Source organism: Azospirillum sp. A29 (assembly GCF_042604625.1).
GTDB lineage: Bacteria > Pseudomonadota > Alphaproteobacteria > Azospirillales > Azospirillaceae > Azospirillum > Azospirillum palustre.
Map to the genome: position 1 here is coordinate 487926 of NZ_CP170467.1, position 19099 is coordinate 507024.

Genomic DNA, 19099 nt, shown 5'->3' on the forward strand with positions numbered 1-19099 from the left:
TCGGGTCAGCCGAAGAAGGTGCGGTAGGCGCTGCGCACCCGACCGTCGGCGCCAAGGCCGAACAGCACCCGCCAGCGGTCGATGCAGGTGCAGGGATGCGAGATGCCGAACTCGACGATGTCGCCGACCGCAAGATCGTGGCCGGCAAGGTCGGGGCCGGCCGGCACGGCGACGAAGGCGTGCTGGTCGTTCAGCCGCGTCACCCGCAGCCCGTCCGCGGGCAGCGCCACGCCGTCGCGGTGGATGCGCAGCGGGCGGGGCAGATCCTGGTCGAAGGAGGAATCGCGCATGCCAAAGCCGCAGATCGCCAGCCCTGGCTCCGGCCGGGTCAGCACCTCCGCCCACAGGCGCAGGGCCGGACGGAAATCGGCGGCCGTGGCGCCGCCGCAGGCGAAGCCCTGCCGGGCATCGAGCGCCCCGAGCGCGCGTTCGTAAGTGCCATGGTCGTGGAAGAAGATGGCGCCGCTGCGCAGCACCAGCGTGGCGTTGCCGTCGGCTTTCGCGACCGGCGCCAGACCGGCGACCACCATGTCGAAGAAGGCCGATCCGCCGGCGGTGAGCAGCAGCGGCCGGTCCGGCACCAACGCGCGCACGAGGGCGAAGGCCTCCGCCGTCCGCTCCATCAGGGCGGCGATGTTGGCGGCGGTCGCGGCCGGGTCGGAGGTCGCGACCGCCCCCTCATAGGTGGCGACGCCGTCGAGGACCAGCAGGCCGGGATGGTCGAGGACTGCGGCGAGGATAGCCTCCACCGCCGCGCGGTCGCGGGCGCCGCCGCGACCGGCGCCGACCTCGACCAGGAGGGCCAGCGGGCGTCCAGCGATCTCGGCGGCAGCGGCCAGCGTCGCGACCGCCGCCGGGGAGTCGGCGAAGGCATGCAGGTCGGCGTCGGGATGGGCGGCCAGCAGCGCGCCCAGCCGCCTGCCGCTGGCGATGCCGCCGATCTCGTTGCCGAGGATCAGCCGGGTCACGCCCGCGCGCAGCAGGACGGCGGCCTGCTGCAGATTGGCGACGGTGGCGCCCCAGGCCCCGGCCTCCACCAGTCCGGCGGCGATCTGCGGCGCCATCGGCGTCTTGGCATGCGGGGCGAGCGCCACCCCGTGCTGTCGCGCATAGGCAAGGATCAGGTCGCGGTTGGCGGCGAAGGCGTCCTCGTCAAGCGTCAGGACCGGCAGCGCCATGTCGCCGGCAGCCGGCCGCCAGCCCTGTGCGCCGACGTCCCGCAGCCGCAGCGGCGCCGTCCCCGGCGGCACCCCACGGATGCTGTCGTCCAAACTGCTGTCGAGCAGGGCATCGAGAAACATGCTCATGGGCGGCAATCCTGATCAGCCTGTTGGGGACGAAGCGTCGAACGTCCGATGACAACGTTATCATATTGCAGTTCCGTTGCAATGACAACGTTGTCATCAGGGCTTCGGAAAGAATCCGGTTTCGCATCCGGTGGAGGTCGCAGACCGGCTCATCGGGTTTTGCAAAACATCCCCGATCCTCTAGGCTGATCCGAACCACGACCGGGGACCGCCGCCTTGCTGATCGCCCACCTGTCCGATCCCCACATCCGCCCGCGAGGCGAGCTGTACCAGGGTCTGGTCGACTCGAATGCGATGTTCGACGCGGCCGTTCGTCAGCTGAACGCGCTCGATCCCGCGCCCGACCTTGTGATCGTCACCGGCGATATCGTCGATCGCGGCGCGGCGGCCGAGTATGAGCAGGCGCGCGCCGCTCTGCGGTCGATTCGCCAGCCCGTCCTGCTGCTGCCCGGCAATCACGACGACCGGGAAGCCTTCCGGACGGCCTTCTCCGATCACTCGTACCTGCCGGCAACCGGGCCTCTCCACTTCACCGCGGACGACAAGGGGCCGCTGCGCATCGTCGGCCTCGATGTGACCGTTCCCGGCGAGCATCATGGGGAGGCCAGCGAGGAGGCCTGCGCCTGGCTCGCGGCGCGCCTGTCGGAGGAGCCGGAGCGGCCGACGCTCGTCATGCTGCATCAGCCGCCCCTTGAAAGCGGCATTGCCTGCATCGACGCGTACAAGTGCCTGAACGGCGTGGGTCTGGCGGCGGTGCTGGCCGCCCATCCCCAGGTCGAGCGCCTTCTGTGCGGCCATGTCCACCGCTTCATGCTGGCCCGCTTCGCCGGTACGGTGCTGGTCACGGCCCCCAGCACGACGACGGCCATCGCGCTGCGGCTCGCGCCGGATGCCGACCCGGCCTCCTACGTCGAGCCGCCGGCCTTCCTGCTTCACCGCTGGCAGGAGGGCGCGGGGCTGGTCACCCATATCGTGCCCGTCGGGGACTTTCCCGGCCCCCTCCCGTTCTTTTGAACATATACAGCTTGCTTTAAAGCCTCGCGCTCCGGTCGATCTCCTGGCGCAGGGTCAGCGCCAGATCCTCGATCCGGTAGGGCTTCGACAGCACGGGGAAGCCTTTCAGCGCGGCGCGGTCCTCGCTGTAGCCGGTGGTCAGAACCACCGCCAGCCGGGGCAGCAGGGCCCGCGCCGCCGCGGCCAGGGCCGCGCCGTCGATCTCGCCCGGCATCACCACGTCTGTGAACAGCAGATCCGGCCTTTCCCCGTCCCGCAACAGGCGCAACGCCTCTTCCCCCGTCGTGGCGCGGCTGACCTGATACCCCATCTCCTCCAGGGCCGCGACGATCACCAGCGCCACTACCGGGTCGTCCTCGACCAGCAGCACGCTGGCGCCGCCGCCATCGACCATGGCCCGCTGGGCATCGACCGCCGCCACGGGCATCGTCCCGGCGCGCGGCAGCAACAGCGTCACCGTGGTGCCCTGCCCCTCCACGCTGTCGACGGTCGCGATCCCGCCGGATTGCCGGCAGAAGCCGTAGACCTGCGCCAGACCCAGCCCGGTGCCCTGCCCCACCGGCTTGGTGGTGAAGAAGGGCTCGAAGATCCGCTCCAGCATTGCCGGGGCCATGCCATGGCCGCTGTCCCGCACCCAGATCCGCAAGAAGTGGCCTTGCAGGCCAGTCTCGCCGCACTGCTCGACGTTGCCGGCACCGATCATCAGCCGGCCGGCTCCGGCAATGGCGTCGCGGGCGTTGGTGGCGAGGTTCAGGATCGCCAGTTCGAACTGCACCGGGTCGGCCATCGCCGGCCACAACCCGCTTTCCAGATCGAATTCCAGCCGGATGTCGGCGCGCAGCGCCCGGTCGAGGAAACTGCGCATCCCCAGCAGGCGGTCGCGGACGTCGAAGGCTTCGGGTTCGAGGCTCTGACGGCGCGAGAAGGCCATCAGCTGCCGGATCATGCTGGCGCCGCGGTCCACCGCCTGATGACCGGACTCCAGGACCTTCTGCACCCCGGCGACATGGCCGGCGCGCCGCCCGACCAGCTGAAGGCAGCCCGACATCGCCTGGAGCAGATTGTTGAAATCATGCGCCATGCCGCCGGTCAGCTGGCCGACCGCCTCCATCTTCTGCGCCTGCCGCAGCTTCTCCTCGGCCTGCATCAGCTCAGCCGTGCGGTCGGCGACGCGCTGTTCGAGCGTGTCGTTGAGGGCACGCAGCTCCGCAATCGCCCGGTCGCGCTCCGCTTCGATGGTGCGCCGCTCCTCCACGTCGATCAGCACGCCGGGAAAGCCCCGCGGCGTCCCGTCGGCATCCAGATCGACCCGCCCGTTGGCCTCGATCCAGTAATAGCGCCCGTCATGCCGGCGGACGCGGTACTGGTGGGCATAGCGGCCGCCCCGCGCGATGGCCTCGCCCATCGCCTCGGCCAGACCGGCCCGATCGTCCGGATGAACGGTCTCGACCACCTGCGCCAGGCTGATGCCGTCGCGTCCAAGCGCCGGATCGAGCCCGAAGGTCGCGGCGAACGCCTCGTCGACCGTGAAGCGGTCGGTCGGAAGGTCCCAGAACCAGGTGCCGATGATCGCACCGGCGGCCAGGGCCAGCTGGACCCGTTCGGCATCGGTGCGGGCGGTCTCCAGGGCGCGCTTGCGATGGTCGATGTCTTCGAGCATGGCGATGGCGCCGGTGACCTGTCCGGCGCCGTCCGTCAGGGGCACGCTGCTGACGGCGAACCAGCGCTCGGATCCGTCCGTCTTTCTGTGGAGGAACTCGATGCCCGGCGAGACCACCTCGCCGCGCAGGGCGCGTGCGGCGGGATAGCGGCTGGGCGGCAGGCGCTCCCCGTTGGCGTCGAAGCTGCGCCAGCGGTCGGCGTCCTCCGAGTTCGTCATTCTGGACGGGATGGGTTGATCGGGCAGGAGTTCGCGAAAAAGCGGGCTGGATAGCAGAGCCCGCCCATCGGCATCGAACAGGCACGCCCCGACCGGAAGGTGCTGGATGAGGGTGGAGAAGCGGTTGCCGGCTTCGGTGCGGGCGGCAACCTCCTGCTCCAGCGCCACGTTGCGCGCCCGCAGCTCGGCCTCGACCGCGTCGCGCTGCCGGGCCGCGGTGACCCCTGCGGTCGTTTCCGTCGCGATGTCGAGCATGCCGACGACCCGTCCGCCGTCGCGCAACGGGCTGTAGGCGAAGGTCCACCACGTGTCCTCCTCGCAGCCGTTGCGGGTCATCACGAGGTGCATGTCGGTGAAGCTTACCGCCTCGCCCTCCAGCACGCGCGCGATGAGCGGGCCGATCTTGTCCCAAACCTCGGACCAGACGACGGCAATCGGCTGCGCCAGCGCCGCCGGGTGGCGCTTGCCCAGAAAGGGAACATAGGCGGCGTTGTAGAGCAGCGTCTGTTCCGGTCCCCAGGTCGCGCACATGGCGAAGGGGGATGCGAGCATCATCGTGAAGATCGCATCGAGGGCAGGACTCCAACCCTCACGCGGTCCGAGCGGGGTTGCGCTCCAATCGCACGCCTCAAGGTCCGGCAGGGTGGCGCTCATGCGGTCACAGACCATCTGCCCTGCCTGCGCGAGTGGCTTTCAGCCCGCAATCGTCCGGCAACGGCTCGATGTTCGGGACCGGGCGGGACTGAAACAGTCTTCCGTTGAGGCATACCTGTTTATAGGCGGCGGGAATGCTCGGGACAAGGTCCGCTCACGCCCCGGGGAAGACGCCGTCGACCGTCTTTACCGGGTGGAGGCGTCCATTCGCTCGCCTTCGCGACAGCCCGGCTTCACTCCTGGCCGCGCGAGACGCGAAACCAATGCTCGGCATACTGCCGGCAAAGCTCCGCTTCCACACTGTCGCCGGTGCGTTCGGCATCGGTGGCGCGGGCGAGCCACTGGGTCTGTTTTTGCACCGCCGATCCGTTCACACGGGCGGGCGCCGGGCGGACCCCGGTCGATGCGCCGGTGTTGGAGCGGGACTTGCTGAAGTTCGGTCGCGGCACTGGTACGCGGGGCCTGGAGGGTGGCATGGGGCTTACGGACTTCCTTTGAGACGGGAGGGGCATCCTCCGATCCGGCAGAGTCTACGCTCCCCATCGCCGCGATGCGCGGAAATTCTGTAGCGCCGTGCCGCCCTTTGACGGACGGCCATATTCGCGTCAGCATGCGGACCGGCGGCGATGTGTGGCGGTGCGAAGCGACCGGACCCGGCGCACCCCCTCCAACCGTCCCCCTCAACCGACATGGATGGGACCGACAACGTGCCGATCCGCAGACTGGACCTGAATCTCCTTCGGGTGTTCGAAGCCGTCATGCAGCATCGCAGCGTGATCGGCGCCAGCAGGGAATTGCGGATCACGCCCTCGGCGGTCAGCCATGCGCTCGCCCGGCTGCGTCAGTCGCTGGAGGACGATCTTTTCGTCCCCGGCACCTCCGGGATGGAACCGACCGCCCGCGCCCTCCAGCTGTCGTCCGGCATCGCCGACGGCCTGGGACGAATCGCCGACGCGATGAGCATGAAGGCCTTCATCCCGTCGGAGGCGGTGCGGACCTTCCGCATCGCCGCAACCGACTATGCGGCGGTGATCGTCCTGCCGCGCATCGTCGCGCGGATCGCCCCGCTGGCGCCGCAGATCGATCTGCGGGTCTTCCCTGTCAACCGCATGGACGTCGTCCGTCAACTCGACGACGGACGGGTCGATTTCGTAATCGGCTGGTTTGCCGACCTGCCGGACCGCATGCGCCGCACCACGCTTTTCCAGGAATCGGAAGCCGTGGTGGTCCGCCGCGGACATCCGCTGGCCGCCGGGCCGGTGACACGGGAACGCCTGTTCGAGTTTCCCCACGTCGTCGTGGAGTTGACCGGCAGCGAAGAGGGGGCGACCGACGGGTTCATCGACGACCGCGGCGTATCCCGGCGGGTCTGGGTCGAACGGCTGATCCTCGAAGCGGCCGACAGCGACAGGGGACTGACCGGGCGGGTGGCCGTCTCGGTCCCGCATTATGCCGCCGTCCCTCCGCTGCTGCAGGTCAGCGACATGGTGGCGACCCTGCCGAGGCTCCTGGCCATCCGGGCCGTGGAACAGTCAGGTCTGGCGATTCTCGACCTTCCCTATGAACCGCAGCGGGTGAACCTGGACATGATCCGGCACCAGCGTGCCGAGCGTGACCCCGGCGCCTGCTGGCTGATCCAGCAGATTGCCGCCGCGATGGCCGACCCGGACACACTGAACGTCGTTCATCATGGCGCTGTATAAACTTCATTTGCCGAATCCAGAAATTTCAAAGTAGTTATTCGGCACCGGAAGCGCCTCTTCATCGTTGAAGCCGGAATATGGTTGTCAGCCGTCAATGAATGGCGGCGATGCATTGGCGCGGGCGCGCGCTGTATTCTCACCGAATACATCAGCCCATCGAGCACACAAGGAAACGGGACCGGCGTCGCGTCCGGGGCAGGCTTGGGGGATGAGCGGAATGAGGGCTCTTCGCTGGATGATCGGGGGTACGGCCATCGCGGCGCTCGGCACGACCCTATGGTTTGCGACACGGCCGCCGCCGTTGACCGTCCAGGGGGAGGTGTCGGCCGACCGGGTCGACATCAGCCCCCGCGTTTCCGGCCGCATCGCCAGACTGGGCGCCGACACCGGGGACAGGGTGGCACACGGAACCGTGCTGGTCGAACTGGAAAGCCCGCAGCTGGTGGCGGCGCTGTCCGCCGCCCAGGCGGCGCTCGGCGTGGCCAGGGCCGACCTCGACCGGGTCAACAGCACGCGGGCCGAAACCATCACCGCGAGACGGGCCGATCTGGCCTCGGCGGAGGCCGACGTCACCCTCTATCAGGACAATTACGGCCGGCAGGCCCAGCTCATCCGCTCGGGCAACACCCCGCAGGCCCGGCTCGACGAGGCGGCGCGCAATCTGGAGGCGGCCGTCCGCAAGCGTGAATCGGCAGAGGCCGCCCTGCATCTCGCCGTCACCGGCGCCAGCCCGGAGGAGCGCGCCCTCGCCGCCGCCCAGGTCAAGCAGGCGGAGGCCGCCCTTCGCCAGCGCTCCGTCGATGTGGAGGAGTTGGTCGTCCGCGCGCCGATGGATGGCCAGATCACCACCAGGGTGGCGGAGTCTGGCGAGAATTTCAGCGCCGGCGCGCCGCTGTTCTCCATGGTGGACATCGCCCACCCGTGGTTCACCTTCAACCTGCGCGAAGATCTGCTGGCCGGGCTCAGCGTCGGCGACGGCTTCCGGGTCACCGTTCCTGCCCTGAAGTCGGCAAAAATCGGCTCGGCGGAGATCCCGGTGCGGGTGACGACGATCAACGTCCAGGGGCAATACGCGACGTGGCGGGCGACCCGCGCCACCGGCGATTTCGATCTCCGGACCTTCGAGGTCCGGGCCGTGCCAGCCGAGCCGGTGGAGGGACTGCGGCCGGGAATGAGCGCTATCTGGGTCCGGCAGGGGCATTGAGATGCGGCCCCGCACCGGGTTGCGTCCGGGCTTCCTGCTGGTCTTCCAGCGTGAACTGGTCTGGCTGCGTCGGCGCCGTCCCGGTCTCTTGGTGCTGGTGACCCTTCTGCCGCTTGGCCTAATGGGGTTGCTGATGGCGATTTTCAGCGCCGGTCTCGCCACCCGCCTGCCGGTCGCCGTGCTCGACCTCGACGGCTCCGACCTGTCGCGCACCATCGTCCGCACCGTCGACGCCACGCCCGATGTCGCGGTGGCGCGGCGCGTCGCCGACCTTGCCGAAGGGCGCCGGCTGATCCTGTCCGGCGCCGTCCACGGGCTGCTGATGATCCCGCGCGATCTGGAACGGGACGTGAAGGCCGCCCGGCGGCCGGAGGTCGTGTTCTTCTACAACGCCCAGACGCTGAGCACCGGCAACCTCGTCCTGCGCGGGGTCAACAATGCCGTCTCGACGGTGGCGGCCGGCATCCGCCTGTCGCTGCGGACGGCCCAAGGCCAGCCGATGGATGCCGCCCAGGCTTCGCTGGCACCGATCCCGGTGCAGGTCCACGGCCTGTTCAACCCCACCATGAATTACGCCCATTTCCTGCTGGCGGCCCTGCTGCCCAGCCTGCTTCAGGTGGTGGTGGTCGTGGCATCCGCCTATTCGGTGGGTTTGGATGTCGAGACGCGGCACCGGCTGGCGATCCTGCGCAGGCTCGGCGGTGGCCTGTGGCCGGCCATGGCGGGGAAGGTCCTGCCCTACACGATCCTGTCGGTGATGGTTCTGGGCCTCGCCGACTCCGTCCTGTTCAGCCTGCTCGATCTGCCGTTGCGCGGCCAGCGGGGGACTCTGCTCCTCGCGGGCATCCTGTTCCTGCTAGCCTGCCAGCTGCTCGGCATCCTGCTGGCGCTGCTCCTGCGCTCCACCGCGATGGCGGTCAGCATCGGGACGCTGCTGACCGCACCGGCCTTCGGCTTCATGGGCATCGGCTTTCCGCGCCTTGGCATGGACGGTTTCGCCCAGAGCTATGGGGCGCTGCTGCCGGGAACCTGGTACCTGACGGCACGGATCGACCAGACCGTCCGCGGCACGCCGCCCGACCTGTCCTGGCCGCCGGTGCTGGTCCTCGCCGCTTTCGTGATCGGGCTGGCCGGGCTGACCGCATGGCGTCTGGAGGGGCTGCGCGCCCGGCGCCGGCGGGCGCGCAGCGGGCGCAGCATCGCGGTTCACGAGGGGAAGGCGTCATGAGAGCGGTCCTCGCCGTGTTCCGCCACGAGCTCCGCCGCATCTTCACCGTGCGCCCGGTTTTTTCCGTGTTCATCCTGGCGGCGGCGATCTATGCCGTGTTCTATCCGCAGCCCTACCTCACCGAGGCGCTGCGCAACGTCCCCATCGTGGTGGTGGACCGTGACGGGACCGCCAGCAGCCGGGAGATGGTCCGCCGGCTCGACGCGACCTCCGACGTCAGTGTCGCCCTGGTGCTGCCCGACCTCCCCAGCGCCCAGCGCGCCGTCTATGAACGCACGGTGTCGGGCATCCTGCTGATCCCCGGGAATTTCGAACGCGACCTGCTGCATGGGCGGCCCTCCCCGGTCGCCCTCTATGCGGACGCCAGCTATTTCCTGATCTACCAGCGGATCGCCGGGGCCGTCTCGGCGGTGGCAAGGACGCTCGGGGCGGAGGTCGAAAGCGCGCGGCTGGTCGGTGCCGGCGTCGATCCGGCTCTGGCCGGCGCCGTCGTCGACCCGATGCCGCTGACGGCGGTGCCGCTGTTCAATCCGCAGGGAGGCTATGCGAGCTATCTGCTGCCGGCGGCTTTCATCCTGATCCTGCAACAGCTCCTGCTGATCGGAACCGGCCTGCTCGGCACCATCCCGGACCCTGGCCCCGACCCTGGCCCGGACCCCAACCAGCCGAAGGCGGGGCCGCTGGCGACGGTGACCGGCAAATACATGGCCTATCTGGTGCCGGCAGCCCTGATCCTGCCCTTCTACCTGATCGCCCTGCCCTATCTGTACGGCATCCCGCGCCTGGGCTCGCCCGCGACCGTTCTCCTCTTCGCGCTGCCGTTCGTCCTCGCCGTCTGCGGCCTTGGCCTGATCGCCTCGGCGGTCTTCCGCACCCCGCTCGCGGTCCAGCTCGCCACCGCGGCGGTCGGCTTGCCCGTCTTCTTCCTGGCGGGCTTTTCCTGGCCGCAGGAATCGATGCCGGACGCGGTTCGTCTGGTCGCCCGGCTGCTGCCCAGCACATCGGCAATCGACGGGCTCGTGCGCGTGGCCCAGCTCGGGGCGCCCCTCTCCGAGGTTGCCGAACCCTTCCTGACGCTGTGGGCGCTGGCCGGGCTTTATGGCGCAATCGCCGTTGCGCTCGCAGCCCGGCGTGGAGCCCCCGCCCCTCGGCCCGGTCAGGTCGACAGGCGCAGATAGAAGGTCGGCAGCACCTCCGGCAGCTTTTCGGCGCGGTCGATCACCATGACGTTGCGCACCCCGAACATCCGGGTCAGATAATCGCGGCCCTGGGGATCGAGCCCGATCACGAAGCAGTCGATCCCCCGCGCCGCCAGCCCCAGCACGGCGCGGCGGGCGTCGTCCAGCAGATAGCGGCGGTCGGCGACGTCGATGTCCGACGGCTCGCCGTCGGTCACCACCAGCAGCAGGCGGCGGTGGGTCGCCTGCCGTTCCAGCAGCCGGCCGGCATGGCGCAGCGCGGTGCCGAGCCGGGTGGACAGTCCGGCCTTCAGCCCGGCCAGCCGCCCCTTGGCCGCGTCATCGTAAGGCTGGCGGAACGCCTTGATCCGGTAATAGCTGACATCCTGCCGCCCATTGGAGCGGAAGGCATCGATGGCGAAGGGATCGCCCAGCCCGTCCAGCGCCTGGGCGAACAGCGTCGCGGCCTCCCGCTCCAGCGACAGAACGCTGCGTCCGCCCCCGGCAACCGGATCGCCGGTTGAGGCGGAGACGTCGAGCAGCAGCAGGACCGACAGGTCGCGGTTGCGGCGGACCAGAACTTCATGCACCCGCGGGTCGGGAGCCTCGCCGCGGCGGTGGCTGACCATCGCGTCGATGCAGGCGTCCAGATCCATGCGGTCGCCCTCCGGCTGGCGGCGCAGCCGCACCGGCCGGCTGACCTTGGCCGAGCGGACCAGCGCGGTCAGCCGGTCGGCGGTCGCCTGATGACGCTCGACGATGCGGGCGATGGCGGCGGGGTCGCCGGGCTCGGTCCGCCGTTCGTTCAGCACCACCCAGTCGGGACGGTCGATGCCGACGCGGTAGTCCCATTCCGGGTAGCGCAGCGGCGGGGCGGCGATCTCCTCCTCCCCCGCCGCGCGGGCAGGCACATCGGTGGCGGACAGCCGCGCCGGGGTGGCGCCCTCCCCCAGCTGCTCGTCGGGCCGGCCGTGGTCGCGCTCCTGCTGTTCGGTGCGGAAGGCCTCGAACACCGTCTCGGCATCGCTGGGCGGGGTCGGCGGCGCCTCGCCATGGTCCCACAGGCCGAGACTGTCGTCGCGGTAGGCCGGCTCGACAACATGGTCCTTGGAATTGAACTGCACCCGCATCTGGCCGAGATCGTTGCCGAGCAGCCCGCCGATCCGGCGGCTGAGCGCCGGGCTGTCCCACTCGGCCTCCGCCGCGAAGAACAGCCGCCTGCCCTTGGCGACCCAGGCATCGTCGTCGCGATAGTCGGGGTCGATCAGCGCGCGGGCCAGCCGCGCCATCAGGGCGGGCGCGGTGCCGGCGCCATCCGGCTCGGCGACGTGGAAGGGCCGCCAGACCCGCAGCAGGCCGGGATGCTCGCGCATCGCCAGCTGCTCGACCCGGGCATCCTCGATCAGCGAAACGAGCGCCAGCTGCAACGGCTTCAGCCCGGCGGCCGGGAAGCGCGGGCCGGTGAAGCGCAGATGCGCCCCGGCATGGACCAGGGCGGCGCGGAACAGCGCGCCGGAGCGGCGGCCCTCGACGCCGCGGAAGGTTCCAGGCATCCAGATCAGCCCGTCCGCCAGGCTGACCCGCCGCGGCGGGTTGCCGGCCGCATCCGGCATGGCATGGCGGATCGGCACCCGCAGCCGCCACAGCGCGACCAGATAGGCGACCAGCCGGCGCTCGACGGTGGAGAAGGCGGTGGCGGCGGGAAACTGATCTGCGGGAAATTGGCGCGATTGGTCGTCGGGCATGTGGCCTCCGGTCCTCTTTCCTCTCCCCGAACGGGGATGGATCAGGCAATCGCCGCCGACACGGCGGCGGAGAAGGCGTCCCGCACGTCGGCGTCGTCGGTGATCGGCAGAACCAGCGCGATCCGGCAGGCGGTCTCCAGCGCGATCCCCTGCGCCGCCAGCCGGCCGGCATGGATCAGCATACGGGTGGACACGCCCTCCTGCAGCCCATGGCCCTTCAGGTTGCGCGAGCTTGCGGCGATGCGAACCAGCAGCTCCGCGGTGCCGGCGGCGACGCCCGATTCATGGGCGACGATCTCCGCTTCGACCGCGGCGTCCGGATAGCCGAACTCGATGGCGGCGAAGCGCTGCTTGGTCGATTCCTTCAAATCCTTCAGGACGCTCTGGTAACCGGGGTTGTAGGAGATCACCAGCTGGAAGTCAGGATGGGCCTGGACCAGCTCGTTGCGCTTCTCCAGCGGCAGGATGCGGCGGGCGTCGGTCAGCGGGTGGATGACGACGGTGGTGTCCTGGCGGGCTTCGACGATCTCGTCGAGATAGCAGATGGCGCCATGCCGCACCGCCTGGGTCAGCGGCCCGTCGTGCCAGACCGTGCCGCCGGGATCGAGCAGGAAGCGCCCGACCAGATCCGACGCGGTCATGTCCTCGTGACAGGCCACCGTCACCAGCGGCCGGCCGAGCCGCCATGCCATATGCTCGATGAAGCGGGTCTTGCCGCAGCCGGTGGGGCCTTTCAGCATCATCGGCATGCGCGCCGCATAGGCGGCCTCGAACAGCGCCACTTCCCCGGCGACCGGCCGGTAATAGGGCTCCTCCAGAATCCGGTGTGCATCCAGCGCCATCGGCGCGTCTCCTTATCGTTGGTCTCGCCCCGGAGAAAGGCGGCGGGCATCGTCCGACACCCGCCGCGCTATCCGCCTGATCCTTCAGCGATGCAGGGCGGTTTCCGGGTTGGGGATGCCGTCGATGGGGCATTCCTCGGTGCCGACGGTGCCGCGGGTCATCGCCTCGACCCGCGCGCGGGTGCCTTCCGGATCGTTGATCCAGTCATGGTAGAAGCTGTAGGCGCAGGCCGCCTCGCCCTTCGAATCCTCGCCGGAGTTGATCTTGCCGGTGTAGCCGCGGTGGACCAGCTTGAAGAGGTGGTTCTGCGACTGCATGTTCCGGCGCGCGTCGCGGATCAGCGAGGTGGAGAGCTGGGCGTACTGGATGCCGTTCTCCTCGGTTCCGCACTCGCCCAGCGTCCGGCCGTCGAAGCCGATGATGGCGGAATGGCCGAAGTAGGAATAGACCCCGTCGAAGCCGGCGGCGTTCGCCACCGCGACATAGGTGTTGTTGGCCCAGGCCATCGCCTTGGACATGATGACCTGCTGTTCCTTGGCCGGATACATGTAGCCCTGGCAGCGGACGATCAGTTCGGCGCCCTTCATGGCGCAGTCGCGCCAGATCTCCGGATAATTGCCGTCGTCGCAGATGATCAGGCTGATCTTCAGCCCCTTCGGCCCTTCGGTGACGAAGGTGCAGTTGCCGGGATACCAGCCCTCGATGGGCACCCACGGCATGATCTTGCGGTATTTCTGGACGATCTCGCCCTTGTCGTTCATCAGGATCAGCGTGTTGTAGGGCGCCTTGTGCGGGTGCTCCTCATGCCGCTCGCCGGTCAGGGAGAAGACGCCCCAGACCCTGGCCTTGCGGCAGGCGTCGGCGAAAATCTCGGTCTCGTCGCCGGGGACCGATGAGGCGGTCTCGTACATCTCCTTGGAATCGTACATGATTCCGTGGGTCGAATATTCCGGGAAGATCACCAGATCCATGCCGGGCAGGCCGACCTTCATGCCCTGGACCATCTCCGCGATTTTGCGAGCGTTGTCGAGGACTTCGGCCTTGGTGTGCAGGCGCGGCATCTTGTAGTTCACGACCGCGACGCCGACGGTGTCCTTGCTGCTGGAAATATCGCCGTGCAACATGGTGCATTCCCTTTCTGGTCTGTGGATCGATAAGGAGGGGGCGTTCCGTCCCGGCGCGAGGCTGGACGGCGAACCCGTGTGTGGGGGGTTGAGAGAGACGGGACCGGAGCTGTGGCCTAGACCGCCATGTGCCGGTGAACCAGATCGTCGGTCAGACTCTCCGTCGGCCCGTGGGCGGCGACCCGCCCCTTGTCGAGCATCAGGAAAAGGTCGGAGGCCTGCCGGGCGAACCTCACATTCTGTTCGACCAGCACGACGGTGATGCCGTACTGGCGGTTCAGGGTCATGATCACGTTCTGGATCTGCTCGACGATGTTGGGCTGGATGCCCTCGGTCGGCTCGTCCAGCAGCAGGACCTGCGGATTTGCCGCCAGCGCCCGTGCAATCGCCAGCTGCTGCTGCTGCCCGCCGGACAGGTCGCCGCCCTTGCGGTTCAGGTTGTCGCGCAGATAGGGGAACATCTCGAACACCAGCGGCGGGATCTCGCGCCGGCCGTCCGGACGGGCGAAGCTGCCCATCAGGATGTTCTCGTGGATGGTGAACTTGCCGACGATGCCGCGCCCCTGCGGGACATAGCCGATGCCGAGGCCGGCGCGGCGGTGGGTCGGCTCGCTCCGGATATCGCTGCCGCCCAGCCCGATCCGGCCGGTGACCCGGTCGGTCAGCCCCATGACGGTCCGCATCAGCGTGGTCTTCCCCACCCCGTTGCGGCCCAGCACGCTGAGCAGGCTGCCCCTGGGCACCGCGAAGCTGACATTCTGCAAAACCGGGCTGCTGCCGTAGAAGGAATAAACGTCGGTCATGTCAAGCATGGGAGATCCCCCCGCTTCCAAGATAGGCCTCGCGCACCTTGGGATCGTTCTCCACCTGCCGGATCGATCCTTCGGACAGGCGCTTGCCCTGGTGCAGCACGGTGATGGTCTCGGCGATCTCGCGGACGAAGCCCATGTCGTGCTCGACCACGATCAGCGTGTGCCGGCCGCGCAGCCGCTGGAAGATGCGCGAGGTCTTGCCGGTCTCCTGGATGGTCATGCCGGCGGTCGGCTCGTCCATCAGGATCAGGGCGCTGTCCTGGACCAGCAGCATGGCGATCTCCAGCCATTGCGTCTGGCCGTGCGACAGGAAGGCGGCCCTGGTGTCCAGCTCGTCGGCCAGCTCGACGATCTCCAGCACCTCGGCGATGCGCCGGTCGAGGCGGAGGCCGGGGAACAGGCGGATCGTCCGGGCCGGGCCGGGATGGCGGGACTGCGCCACCTCCAGGTTTTCGCGCACCGTCAGTTCCTTGAACACGCTGGGCACCTGGAACTTGCGGCCCACCCCATGGCGGGCGCGCCGGTATTCCGGCGCACTGGTGATGTCCTGCCCGTCGAGCAGGATACGCCCGCCGGTCGGCTGGGTGCGCCCGCAGATCAGGTCCAGGGTTGTGGACTTGCCGGCCCCGTTGGCGCCCAGCAGGCAGCGCAGCTCGCCGCGCTCGACCGCCAGATCCAGGCCGTTGACCGCCTTGAAGCCGTCGAAGCTGACTTCCAGCCCGTGGAGTTCGAGATAGGCCATGGGGATCGTCTCCTTCAGCTCGGCGTGCGGCCGGCATGCGGCGCCTCGGAAAGGGCGGTGGCAAGGGCGGCGTCCGCCTTGGGACGGGACGGGCGGGTCAGGCGGTCCGACAGGATGCCGATCAGGCTCGACAGGCCGTTCGGCAGGAAGACCACGACCAGGATGAACATGCCGCCGAGGATCAGCTGCCAGGTGTCGAGGAAGCTCTCGGACAGGCTGCCCTGCATGAAGTTGACCAGGATGGCGCCGATGGCGGCCCCCAGCAGCGAGCCGCGCCCGCCGACCGCCGCCCAGATCACCATCGACAGGCTGAGCGGCACCCCCATGAAGGTGGGCGAGGCGAACTCCAGCACCATGGCGTAGAGCATGCCCGCCAGCCCGGCCATGCCGGCCGACACCGCGAAGGCGAGCGACTGGTAGGCGGCGACGTCGTAGCCGAAGAAGCGCACCCGGTCGGCGTCGTTGCGGATGGCCTGGAGGATCAGCCCGGCCTTGCTGCGGGTGAAGGCGAGGCCGAGCAGCAGGCACAGCGACAGCGCCCCGGCGGACAGATAGTAGAAGGCCGGGCTGTAGGGATCGAAGGTGACGCTGCCGGCCTTCAGCCACGCCAGATCGGTGATGCCGTTGAAGCCGCCGGTGTAGGCCTGCTGGTCGATGAACAGCAGGTTGACCACCGCCAGCATGGCGAGCGTGATGATGGCGACATAGACCCCGGCGATCCGTGCCCGGAACATGAAGGATCCGAGCAGCAGCGCCACCACCACCGGGGCCAGGATGCCGGCCGCCACCGCGAACAGGCTGGAATGGAAGGGCTGCCAGAACCAGGGCAGATGATCGAGGTTGTTCCATACCATGAAGTCCGGCAGCCCGGCCGACCCGGTGTGGACCGGGCTGGTCTTCAGCTTCAGATGCATGGCGATGGCATAGGCGCCGATGCCGAAGCTGACCCCCTGCCCCAGATTGAGGATGCCGGCATAGCCCCAGCTGAGCGCCAGCGCGGCGGCGGCGAGGCCGAGCGCCAGATAGCGGGCGAACTTGTTCAGGAGGAAGGCGTCGGTGACGAAACTGGGAACCGCCAGGATGACGGCGCAGAACAGCAGATAGGCGGCGAGCTGGGCATAGGGCTTGCTGCGCGACAGGGTCGATTTCGACATGAGCGGGCTCCGGGCGACGGGGCCGACCGGGGAACCGGCCCGGTTTTGAAGATCGGGTTGGCTGAGGTTCGCTTGGCCGAGGTTTGATTGGCCGAGGCTGGCGGGCTGGTCGTCGGGGAACTGGACGCTGGTCATCGTCTTGGCCCCCCTCACCGGCGCCGCTGATCGACGAACAGGCCCTGCGGACGGAAGCGGACCAGGACGACGACCGCCAGGAAGACCAGCGCCTTGGCCAGCGTGTCGTTCAGCAGGAAGGCGATGCCGGCGGTGCCGCTGCCGAGCAGGCCGGAACTGACCACCGTGCCGATCAGGCTGCCGACGCCGCCGACCACCACCACCATGAAGGCATCGACCACGAAGTTGGTGCCCATGTCCGGCGCCACGCTCTTGATCGGCGCCACCAGCGCGCCGGCCAGTCCGGCGAGACCGGAACCGAAGGCGAAGGTCAGGCTGTAGATCCTGGCGCTGTTGATGCCGTAGCAGCTGGCCATCTCGCGGTTCTGGGTGACAGCGCGCAGCTTCATGCCGAACTCGGTCCGCTGGATGACGAACCAGGTCAGCGCCAGCAGGGCGGCGGTCAGCGCCAGGATGAACAGGCGGTAGCTGGGGATGCCGACCCCGGCGATGTCGATACTGCCGGACAGGAACTCCGGCGTCTGGACATAGCGCAGCTCGGCCCCGGCGGACAGGCGCACCGCCTGTTGCAGCATGATGCCGATGCCCCAGGTCGCCAGGATGGTGTCGAGCGGCCGGTGGTAGAGGAAGCGGACCACCGTGCTCTCGACCACCCAGCCGGCCGCCGCCACCATGAAGAACACCAGCAGCAGGCAGGGGATCAGCGGCAGGCCGAACTGCGACTGGAGGAACCAAGTGCCGTAGGCGCCCAGCATGACGAACTCGCCATGGGCGAGGTTGATGACCCCCATCGCGCCGTAGATGATCGCAAGCCCGAGCGCCACCAGCAGCAGAATCGACGCGATGCTGAGCCCGGTGAAGAGTTGACCGAAGAAAATATCCATAAGCCCCTCCGACGGGGAGAGCGTCGGGCGACGCCCTCCCCTGCCCGTTCATTGCTCACGCACCCTTCAGACCGTCCTTGGTGCAGCTCTGGCCCGGATATGCCCAGTAGGGTTCCGGCTTTACCCAATCCGACGATTGCTGGATGACCTTGAACTGGCCGTCGGCCTGGGCCTGGCCGATCTTCGGCCACAGGTAGCAGTGCAGATTGTCGCCATCGACCTTCACCTTGCCCTGCGGCGCCATGATCTCCAGCCCCGCGGTGGCGTCGCGGACGGCGATGGGGCTGATGTCGCCCTTGCCGATGGCCTCCACCGCCTTGCGGAACAGGTGCATCTGGAAATAGGCCGCCTCCGACACGAAGTGTGTCACCGACTCCTTGCCGAAGCGCTTCCGGTAATTCTCGACGAAGACTTCGTTCTCCTTGGACTGGTGGCCCATGAAGTACGGGGCGGAGGTGAAATGGCCGGCGGCATACTCGCCGCCCATTGCCGCGATCTCCACCTCCGACGTGGTCAGGCTGGCCATCGGCATCCTGTCCGGGCTGAACCCGGCCGCCTTGTACTGCTTGTGAAGCGCGATCACGCTGTCGCCGACCACGGTGGAGAAGATCACGTCCGGCTTGGTCTCGCGGAACTTGTTCAGCACCGAGCCGAATTCCGAATGGCCGAGCGGCACATATTCCTCGCCGACCACCTCGCCGCCCAGTTCCTTCAGCAGGATCTTGCAGACGTTGTTCTCTTCCTTGGGATAGATGTAGTTGGAGCCGATCAGATAGAATTTCTTGCCGAAAGTCTTGACCAGCCAGGGGATGAAGTCCTTCTGCTGCTGGTTGGGCACTGCCCCGGTGTACATGACGTTCTTCGAGCACTCGCGGCCTTCATAGAGCGTCGGGTACCAGTAGAGGTTCTTACGCTTCTCGAAGACCGGCAGCACCGCCTTGCGCGAGGCGGAGGTGTAGGAACCGAAGACGCTGACGCACTTGTCGTTCAGCACCAGCTTGTTGGCCTTGTCGGCGAAGGTGGCGGGGTCAGAGGCCGGATCCTCGACGATTGCGGTCAGCTTCATCCCGTTGATGCCGCCGGCGGCGTTGATCTCGTCGATGGCCATCATGGTGGCGTTGTGCATCGACTTCTCGACGACCGCGGTGGTGCCGGTCAGCGAGAAGAGGACGCCGACCTTGATCTCGCCGTTCGCCGCCCAGGCGACGCCGCTGTCCTTGATCCAGATGTGCGGAAAGCCGACCGATCCGGCCACCCCGGCGACAGCCGTCGATTTCAGAAAATTACGCCGTGTGAAGGTCATGACGTGTTTCCTCCTCGTTTGCCTGTTCTTGGCAGTTCTTCGGCACGGACAGGAGAGCGCACAAAAAAAGCCCCACCCAGGCCGGCGGCCTGCTGGGGCTTCATTGCCTCGGCACGAACTCCCGGCGTCATCGGCGGGGGTGTGCCTGGTGCGGTCTCAAGATGTGTGAGCTGGTTTTAAAATATTCAAC

Annotated in this window: 16 protein-coding genes; 5 read left to right on the forward strand and 11 right to left on the reverse strand. The window is 68.3% G+C overall.

Translation table 11 applies throughout. The annotated features are described in order from the left end of the window. Positions 1–5 precede the first annotated feature (5 nt). Entirely contained in the window at positions 6–1307 is a 1302-nt protein-coding gene (locus ABNQ38_RS30340) for an alanine racemase (protein ID WP_377811007.1), read from the reverse strand. A gap of 216 nt (positions 1308–1523) precedes the next feature. On the opposite strand from ABNQ38_RS30340, the gene ABNQ38_RS30345 reads away from it, so the two are divergent. Continuing rightward, complete coding sequence (locus ABNQ38_RS30345; RefSeq protein WP_377811008.1) at positions 1524–2321, forward strand: phosphodiesterase; 798 nt, start codon at positions 1524–1526, stop codon at positions 2319–2321. Between the two features lie 16 nt (positions 2322–2337). Here the strand turns inward: ABNQ38_RS30345 and ABNQ38_RS30350 are convergent, their stop codons facing one another. Together ABNQ38_RS30350 and ABNQ38_RS30355 are read right to left on the reverse strand one after the other, a co-directional pair. After that, the gene (locus ABNQ38_RS30350; protein ID WP_377811009.1) at positions 2338–4755 is read right to left on the reverse strand and encodes a PAS domain S-box protein; all 2418 of its coding nucleotides are present in this window, start codon (positions 4753–4755) and stop codon (positions 2338–2340) included. 332 nt (positions 4756–5087) lie between these two features. Beyond that, positions 5088–5366 carry a DUF4167 domain-containing protein gene (locus tag ABNQ38_RS30355; protein WP_377811010.1) on the reverse strand — a complete coding sequence of 93 codons (279 nt, stop codon included), beginning with the start codon at positions 5364–5366 and terminating at the stop codon, positions 5088–5090. A 195-nt stretch (positions 5367–5561) separates the two neighbouring features. Between ABNQ38_RS30355 and ABNQ38_RS30360 the strand changes: the two genes are divergently transcribed. The 4 genes from ABNQ38_RS30360 (at position 5562) to ABNQ38_RS30375 (ending at position 10167) form a co-directional block, all read left to right on the forward strand. Beyond that, entirely contained in the window at positions 5562–6557 is a 996-nt protein-coding gene (locus ABNQ38_RS30360) for a LysR family transcriptional regulator (RefSeq protein ID WP_377811011.1), read from the forward strand. 217 nt (positions 6558–6774) lie between these two features. Beyond that, positions 6775–7761 (forward strand): HlyD family secretion protein, encoded by a 987-nt coding sequence (locus ABNQ38_RS30365; protein WP_377811012.1) that lies wholly within the window; start codon positions 6775–6777, stop codon positions 7759–7761. 1 nt (position 7762) lies between these two features. Further along, entirely contained in the window at positions 7763–8989 is a 1227-nt protein-coding gene (locus ABNQ38_RS30370; protein ID WP_377811013.1) for an ABC transporter permease, read from the forward strand. Continuing rightward, complete coding sequence (locus tag ABNQ38_RS30375) at positions 8986–10167, forward strand: ABC transporter permease (protein ID WP_377811014.1); 1182 nt, start codon at positions 8986–8988, stop codon at positions 10165–10167. The genes ABNQ38_RS30370 and ABNQ38_RS30375 overlap by 4 nt, the downstream gene beginning before the upstream one ends. Here the strand turns inward: ABNQ38_RS30375 and ABNQ38_RS30380 are convergent. From ABNQ38_RS30380 to ABNQ38_RS30415, 8 genes are all read right to left on the reverse strand, one after another. Continuing rightward, positions 10146–11912 (reverse strand): nitric oxide reductase activation protein NorD, encoded by a 1767-nt coding sequence (locus ABNQ38_RS30380; protein ID WP_377811015.1) that lies wholly within the window; start codon positions 11910–11912, stop codon positions 10146–10148. The genes ABNQ38_RS30375 and ABNQ38_RS30380 overlap by 22 nt on opposite strands. A 41-nt stretch (positions 11913–11953) precedes the next feature. Next, positions 11954–12754, reverse strand: a complete 801-nt coding sequence (locus ABNQ38_RS30385) for a CbbQ/NirQ/NorQ/GpvN family protein (RefSeq protein WP_377811016.1) — start codon at positions 12752–12754, stop codon at positions 11954–11956. Between the two features lie 84 nt (positions 12755–12838). Further along, positions 12839–13879 carry an aliphatic amidase gene (locus ABNQ38_RS30390; RefSeq protein ID WP_377811017.1) on the reverse strand — a complete coding sequence of 347 codons (1041 nt, stop codon included), beginning with the start codon at positions 13877–13879 and terminating at the stop codon, positions 12839–12841. 116 nt (positions 13880–13995) lie between these two features. Further along, positions 13996–14691, reverse strand: coding sequence for an urea ABC transporter ATP-binding subunit UrtE (gene urtE / locus ABNQ38_RS30395; protein WP_377811018.1), 696 nt, complete (start codon positions 14689–14691; stop codon positions 13996–13998). Further along, on the reverse strand, positions 14684–15433 hold the full coding sequence (gene urtD / locus ABNQ38_RS30400; RefSeq protein ID WP_377811019.1) for an urea ABC transporter ATP-binding protein UrtD: 750 nt from the start codon (positions 15431–15433) through the stop codon (positions 14684–14686). Before urtD ends, urtE begins: the two co-directional genes overlap by 8 nt. Positions 15434–15447: 14 nt before the next feature. Then, complete coding sequence (gene urtC / locus ABNQ38_RS30405) at positions 15448–16587, reverse strand: urea ABC transporter permease subunit UrtC (RefSeq protein WP_377811020.1); 1140 nt, start codon at positions 16585–16587, stop codon at positions 15448–15450. Between the two features lie 149 nt (positions 16588–16736). Then, entirely contained in the window at positions 16737–17606 is an 870-nt protein-coding gene (gene urtB / locus ABNQ38_RS30410) for an urea ABC transporter permease subunit UrtB (RefSeq protein ID WP_109446928.1), read from the reverse strand. A 55-nt stretch (positions 17607–17661) separates the two neighbouring features. Next, a complete protein-coding gene (locus ABNQ38_RS30415) occupies positions 17662–18909 on the reverse strand; it encodes a transporter substrate-binding protein (protein WP_377811021.1) in 1248 nt (415 codons plus the stop codon). Positions 18910–19099: the final 190 nt, after the last annotated feature.

What these genes read in the sequence shown, in the direction of transcription:
- ABNQ38_RS30340 (WP_377811007.1), bottom strand. Translation starts at nt 1,307, where the DNA reads ATGAGCATGTTTCTCGATGCCCTGCTCGACAGCAGTTTGGACGACAGC.
- ABNQ38_RS30350 (WP_377811009.1), bottom strand. Translation starts at nt 4,755, where the DNA reads ATGATGCTCGCATCCCCCTTCGCCATGTGCGCGACCTGGGGACCGGAA.
- ABNQ38_RS30355 (WP_377811010.1), bottom strand. Translation starts at nt 5,366, where the DNA reads ATGCCCCTCCCGTCTCAAAGGAAGTCCGTAAGCCCCATGCCACCCTCC.
- ABNQ38_RS30365 (WP_377811012.1), top strand. Translation starts at nt 6,775, where the DNA reads ATGAGGGCTCTTCGCTGGATGATCGGGGGTACGGCCATCGCGGCGCTC.
- ABNQ38_RS30370 (WP_377811013.1), top strand. Translation starts at nt 7,763, where the DNA reads ATGCGGCCCCGCACCGGGTTGCGTCCGGGCTTCCTGCTGGTCTTCCAG.
- ABNQ38_RS30375 (WP_377811014.1), top strand. Translation starts at nt 8,986, where the DNA reads ATGAGAGCGGTCCTCGCCGTGTTCCGCCACGAGCTCCGCCGCATCTTC.
- ABNQ38_RS30380 (WP_377811015.1), bottom strand. Translation starts at nt 11,912, where the DNA reads ATGCCCGACGACCAATCGCGCCAATTTCCCGCAGATCAGTTTCCCGCC.
- ABNQ38_RS30385 (WP_377811016.1), bottom strand. Translation starts at nt 12,754, where the DNA reads ATGGCGCTGGATGCACACCGGATTCTGGAGGAGCCCTATTACCGGCCG.
- ABNQ38_RS30390 (WP_377811017.1), bottom strand. Translation starts at nt 13,879, where the DNA reads ATGTTGCACGGCGATATTTCCAGCAGCAAGGACACCGTCGGCGTCGCG.
- urtE (WP_377811018.1), bottom strand. Translation starts at nt 14,691, where the DNA reads ATGCTTGACATGACCGACGTTTATTCCTTCTACGGCAGCAGCCCGGTT.
- urtD (WP_377811019.1), bottom strand. Translation starts at nt 15,433, where the DNA reads ATGGCCTATCTCGAACTCCACGGGCTGGAAGTCAGCTTCGACGGCTTC.
- urtC (WP_377811020.1), bottom strand. Translation starts at nt 16,587, where the DNA reads ATGTCGAAATCGACCCTGTCGCGCAGCAAGCCCTATGCCCAGCTCGCC.
- urtB (WP_109446928.1), bottom strand. Translation starts at nt 17,606, where the DNA reads ATGGATATTTTCTTCGGTCAACTCTTCACCGGGCTCAGCATCGCGTCG.
- ABNQ38_RS30415 (WP_377811021.1), bottom strand. Translation starts at nt 18,909, where the DNA reads ATGACCTTCACACGGCGTAATTTTCTGAAATCGACGGCTGTCGCCGGG.